Raw genomic sequence first — 5,231 nt, 5'->3', positions numbered from 1 at the left:
TCCTAGTCTAGATATGCCAAGCGAATACCTCCTACCTAGGAGGGATGAGTATACACGTGGGTATACAAGTGCGCTCTAAGTATATCCCCGATAGGGCTCGCTTGTATGTCTGTTTCTTGGGGATAATACGCAGGATCTCTAGGGATGGGCTAAAGCTCCCTGGGATACGAAATGATATCCCCGAAGATCCAAAGGCTGGAGTGTGCGAGCGAGACCATGCGTCGACCCTGGGAGCAAAAGGACAAGCAACCTCTAAAAACAGAGCGCCCTGATTACTCGCTGGGTATAGGTTCGTAGCGCAAACCCTTCTGTCGGAAGAGCTGTACGTCCTCCTCCGAGAGATCAAGCCCCTCGATGGGAAGACATTCGTAGCGGTCATTCAGATAGTAACGCTGCTGCTCTAGGAAGGAAGGGCTAACCAGCGAGAGACTATCTCTGCGGTAGCGTGTACGTATCCCCGAGAGCTGGAGTAGGGTGTGGAAGACTGTGTTGGTCGAGGCTGCTCGCTGCTGGTTGGCTCGTGCTGCAGCCACTAGCTCGGGATGCGCCTCCCTATAGGCAGGCGAGAACCACAGCAGAAGAGGGACATGCAGCTGGTAGTAGGAGACATCGGGCGAAGAGTGTAGGAAGCGCTCTCGACTATCGTCATACACATCCTCACCATGATCCGACACGTACATCAGAGCTGAGTGCCGATCCTGAGTTCCGAGCATGCGGATCACCTCATCCACAAAGCGGTCTGTCTGCCAGATAGCGTTGTCATACGCATTGCGTAGAGCTAGGCTGTCCTTAGCAGAGCCTGAATAGCGATGGGGGACAGGGAAGGGAGCAGCATCCTTCGGATAGCGATCCCGATAGCTGAAGTGCGCCCCATAGGTATGCAGGACGATGAAGAGTCGGGGGTGGTCGCTAGACAAGAGTTGCTCCAGATAGGGGAGCATGTCTGTGTCGTAGAGACGACGCTTGCTCCGCCTAAGCTCCTTGCGTATGGAATGGTACTCATCTCCCTGCATGGCGAAGAAGTCCACATAGCTGTGGTTCCCAGGCTGATTCGAGACAAAGGCCGTGTAGAAGCCCGCCTCCTTATAAGCCTCCAAGATACCACGTACCCGAGGGAGCTCCTCGGACGAAGAGGCATCGGCAGGCGAGAGGATGATCGGTATGCTCTTATAGGTGGTGTTCGACTGGGTCAGCACGTCTGCGAAGGGGATGAGTCCCTCACGGCTCATCGTATCCAGCCGAGGGGTCGTCGGGCGGGTGTAGCCATAGAGACTCCAGCTGTGAGCTCGCGAAGTCTCCCCAAGGATCAGGACGTAGACCTCACGTCCATCCTTCGCTCGCTCGCTCGCAGCTCCGTAGCAGAAGTTCTCCGAGGTATAGGTGTAGCGGAAGACTTGGCTAAGCTTTTTCGTCGCTAGATACATATTATAGAAGACACTCATCGGATATACCTCTGCTCGCAGGTGGAGATAGGGGAAGCGCTTCTTTGCCCCAATATAGACGGGGAGGGCGACGATAAGCAGGATGAAGGCATAGAGTGCCGTGCGCTTACGGAAGGCCGAAGAGAGTGTCTTGCGGTTGCGTGCTGAGAGGGTGGCCAGTATGAGCACAGGCACATAGAGCGCTAGAGCACCTACGATCGGCCACAGGATATTGGACAGTAGCTCCGTAGCCTCATCAGGCTCCGAGGTGAAGAGGTTGAGGATCATATCCACCGCCACCACCGAACCGCTGAAGATCGTCAGTAGCACCAGCTGGAACATGTGCAGGAGTACCAGCAGCAGCAACGACCAGTAGACACGCCCGGGACGCTTGGCCACGAGCATTACGAGCATATAGAGCGGGAGCATCAGCAGGATGTTCAGCACACGTCCGATCATCGACTGCTGCATCACTACCGAGAGGATGATGTTGGGCAGTAGGAGCGAGAAGGTGAAGATCCAGTAGTAGATCCGTTGCTCCCCACGCAGGAGGAACTCCTTGATATGTTGCCAATAGTTCATTTGAGGATACGGGCAGGTAATGGGTTTTCCTTAGTCATGGTGGTAGGGCTCTCCTCGGATGATCGTCTGCGCCCGATAGAGCTGCTCGATAGCGAAGAGACGCACCATCTGGTGGGAGAAGGTCATCTGGCTCAGTGATACCAGTCCATTGGCTCGCTCATAGACCTCTGGAGTGAAGCCATAGGGGCCTCCGATCACCAGAACCATGCGCCGTAGCCCTGATACCATAGCACGCTCGATAAAGGAGGCAAAGGCTCGGCTCGTATAGCTCTTCCCTCGCTCGTCGAAGAGATAGACTTGATCTGTCGGGGTGATATAGCGCAGGAGCTCCTCGCCCTCTGCCCGCTTCTGATCTTCGGCGGAGAGCTTGCTCCCTCGGCGCACATCGGGGATTACCCGAAGCTCAAAGGGGAGGTAATGCTTCAGACGGCTCTCATATCGCTTGATCTCCGTCTCTATCTGTGCCGAATCTGTCTTACCGATGACGAGGAGGGATAGCTGCATCTGTGCTCCCTGTGAATATACACATATATGTATTAGCAGAGGGAATGCTCCGATGGGTCTCTCTGGGGCATTCCCTCTATGATGACTTAGCGTCCTAAGGACGAGCCTTGATTAGAAGGGTAGGTCATCAGCTGCCGTAGGGGCAGCTACTGTGGTGGGCTGAGCAGGAGCCGCCTGGGGAGCAGGCTGGGCTGGAGCAGAGGCGAAGCCGGGGGCGGGGGCTGCGGGCTGAGCAGGGGCTGCTGCAAAGCCTGGGGCAGGAGCACCTGCTAGCTGGACACCATTCAGCACATTCCACGCACGGACATCTGTGTACCAGCGCCCGTTGAACTCTCGGCTCTCGATATCGATCGACACCGTTACGTCCTGACCAACCTGCATGGGGAACTTGTCCACGTTATCCCCAAAGAGGTTAAAGCACACCTTACGAGGGTACTGCGTTCCAAGGGTCTCGAGGATATACTCCTGCTTCTTCCATGGATTCCCTGCCTTAGATACGCCTTCCTGTAGGGGAAGGATTTGGATAATCTTTCCTATTAGTTCCATTCTCTTCTCTATAATTATGTTGCTATTGTCGTTCGTTTAGCGGTGGCGGAAGCCGATGATCTGTCGTACCTCCTCCAGTGTCTTGGCTGCACTCTCCCGAGCCTTCTCTGCCCCGATGCTGGCTACTCGTCTGAGGTATGCCTCGTCGGCACTTATCTCTAGTATGCGCTCACGGATGGGGGTGGAGAAGGCACAGATGTCCTCTGCCAGCTGCTTCTTCATATCGCCGTAGCGGATGGAGCAGTCGTTGTAGGCATCGTTGAAGTGCTTGTAGACCTCCTCGCTGGAGACGATCTCCATGAGTGTGAAGAGGTTTTCAATAGGCTCTGGCTTGGGGCTATTGGGCTCCGTAGGGCCTGCATCGGTGACGGCCCGCATGACCTTCTTGGAGATCGTCTTGGCATCATCCACGAGGTAGATAGCGTTGCCCTCACTCTTACCCATCTTGCCTGACCCGTCGAGGCCTGGCACCTTCAGAGCCCGAGCACCGAGGGAGTAGGACTGGGGCTCGACGAAGAAGTCCACACCGTAGATCGTGTTGAAGCGACGGGCGAACTTGCGAGCCATCTCCATATTCTGCTCCTGATCCTTGCCGACGGGCACCTTCACGGCCTTGTGCATCAGGATGTCAGCAGCCATGAGGGTGGGATAGGTCAGTAGGCCGGCATTCACATTGTCGGGCTGCTGACGAGCCTTCTCCTTGAAGGAAGTGGTACGCTCCAGCTCCCCGAGGTAGGCATTCATATTGAGGTATAGGTACAGCTCCAAGACTTCCCGCACATCGCTCTGTATGTAGATGGTAGCACGCTCGGGGTCGATCCCACAGGCAAGGTATTCTGCTAGGATGGTGTTGGTGCTACGGACGATGTTGTCGGGGTGTGGGTGGGTGGTCAGCGAATGCCAGTCCGCAATGAAGAAGAAGCAATTATACTCGTTCTGCATCTGGGTAAAGGCACGTACTGCGCCGAAGTAATTCCCCAGATGGAGGTTACCCGTGGGGCGTATTCCGCTGACTACTGTATCCATTTCTATTCTTTCTGTTTATTGGTTAGGTGGGCGAAGGCTGGCACACAGCGCCATCACCCATTATTAACCTACGAAGATAGCTAATAATCAGCAAATACCATCTCTCTTCCTCCGCGCTACACGCTCTACCACTAGCCTACCCCAGCCCTCTACACACCCTATCCGGCTCCGACATCACTCCTAGTCGGCACCTATACAGCCCCCAGGTAGCCCCTATACCACTCTTAGCCCCCACCCTTCGCAGTCCTCCTTATTAGACCTATTAGACCTATTGCACCTATTAGACCTATTAGACCCACTGCCCCCCCTCCACCAAAAAAGAGCTAGGCTACCGCCCTCGGGGCGGTAGCCTAGCTGATGAGAATGAGGGAGAGCTCTAGCGGGCGAGATCCTCGAAGCGGCGTGTGCGGGCGAGCATACATGCCCCGATGAGTCCGGAGCGATCGCCGAGTGTGGCTGTCTCGATGCGGGTGTCACGGGTGACGACACTCATTGAATAGGTACGCACCGAGGCCTCGACATGCTGAGTGAGGAAGCCATTGGAGTCAGCTAGACTCCCCCCGACGATGACGAGCTCGGGGTTGAAGATATTGATGAGGTTGGCGATCTGCTTACCTAGCTGTAGTCCCATCTCACTAAGCACCTCTAGGCAGAGCATATCCTCCTGCTGGCAGGCCTCAATGAGGTGGGAGAGCTTGAGGTCACCACCCTTGGCGACAATTGGCGAGAGGATGGAATTCTCTCCCGCACGGATGCGAGCCTGCACCTTGCGACACATCGCCTGCCCACTGACCTCGGTCTCGAGGCAACCCTTCTTACCGCAGTGGCAGAGGATCTGATTATTATATATGGAGATATGCCCCAGCTCACCAGAGAAGCCAGACTTACCGAAGTAGATCTGCCCATCGAGGATCAGTCCGAGACCAAGCCCCCAGCTGACATTGACATAGAGGGCAGAGTTCACACCGAGGTCCTTAGCACAGCCCTGGGTAAACTCCCCGAAGGCCATTCCACGAGTGTCATTGTCGATAGACACTCGTATGCCGATACGCTCACTGATCGTCTGTGAGAGGGGACGGTCGGGGAAGAAGTTGAAGAGGTTGTAGCTATATCCCGTGACGGGGTTGATACGGCCTGGGATATTGATATTGA

Annotated in this window: 5 protein-coding genes; all 5 read right to left on the bottom strand. The window is 55.4% G+C overall.

Annotated features, from left to right (window positions below; genetic code table 11):
* Positions 1 to 272 precede the first annotated feature (272 nt).
* A complete protein-coding gene (locus tag QZ554_RS08065) occupies positions 273 to 2,003 on the bottom strand; it encodes a phosphoethanolamine transferase (protein ID WP_297195691.1) in 1,731 nt (576 codons plus the stop codon).
* 30 nt (positions 2,004 to 2,033) lie between these two features.
* Entirely contained in the window at positions 2,034 to 2,507 is a 474-nt protein-coding gene (gene rlmH / locus QZ554_RS08060; protein WP_297195690.1) for a 23S rRNA (pseudouridine(1915)-N(3))-methyltransferase RlmH, read from the bottom strand.
* Positions 2,508 to 2,618: 111 nt separating this feature from the next.
* Positions 2,619 to 3,053, bottom strand: a complete 435-nt coding sequence (locus tag QZ554_RS08055) for a DUF3127 domain-containing protein (protein ID WP_297195689.1) — start codon at positions 3,051 to 3,053, stop codon at positions 2,619 to 2,621.
* 36 nt (positions 3,054 to 3,089) lie between these two features.
* Entirely contained in the window at positions 3,090 to 4,079 is a 990-nt protein-coding gene (gene trpS / locus QZ554_RS08050; protein WP_297195688.1) for a tryptophan--tRNA ligase, read from the bottom strand.
* A 376-nt stretch (positions 4,080 to 4,455) separates the two neighbouring features.
* The coding region (locus QZ554_RS08045; protein WP_297195687.1) for an ROK family protein at positions 4,456 to 5,231 on the bottom strand (776 nt) is incomplete at its 5' end.

It is taken from the genome of uncultured Porphyromonas sp. (genome assembly GCF_915070105.1).
Lineage (GTDB): Bacteria > Bacteroidota > Bacteroidia > Bacteroidales > Porphyromonadaceae > Porphyromonas.
This window is presented reverse-complemented; position numbering and strand designations above follow the sequence as displayed.

Bases quoted from the DNA above. Each gene is read 5' to 3' on its own strand.
- QZ554_RS08065 (WP_297195691.1), bottom strand. From the start codon at position 2,003: ATGAACTATTGGCAACATATCAAGGAGTTCCTCCTGCGTGGGGAGCAA.
- rlmH (WP_297195690.1), bottom strand. From the start codon at position 2,507: ATGCAGCTATCCCTCCTCGTCATCGGTAAGACAGATTCGGCACAGATA.
- QZ554_RS08055 (WP_297195689.1), bottom strand. From the start codon at position 3,053: ATGGAACTAATAGGAAAGATTATCCAAATCCTTCCCCTACAGGAAGGC.
- trpS (WP_297195688.1), bottom strand. From the start codon at position 4,079: ATGGATACAGTAGTCAGCGGAATACGCCCCACGGGTAACCTCCATCTG.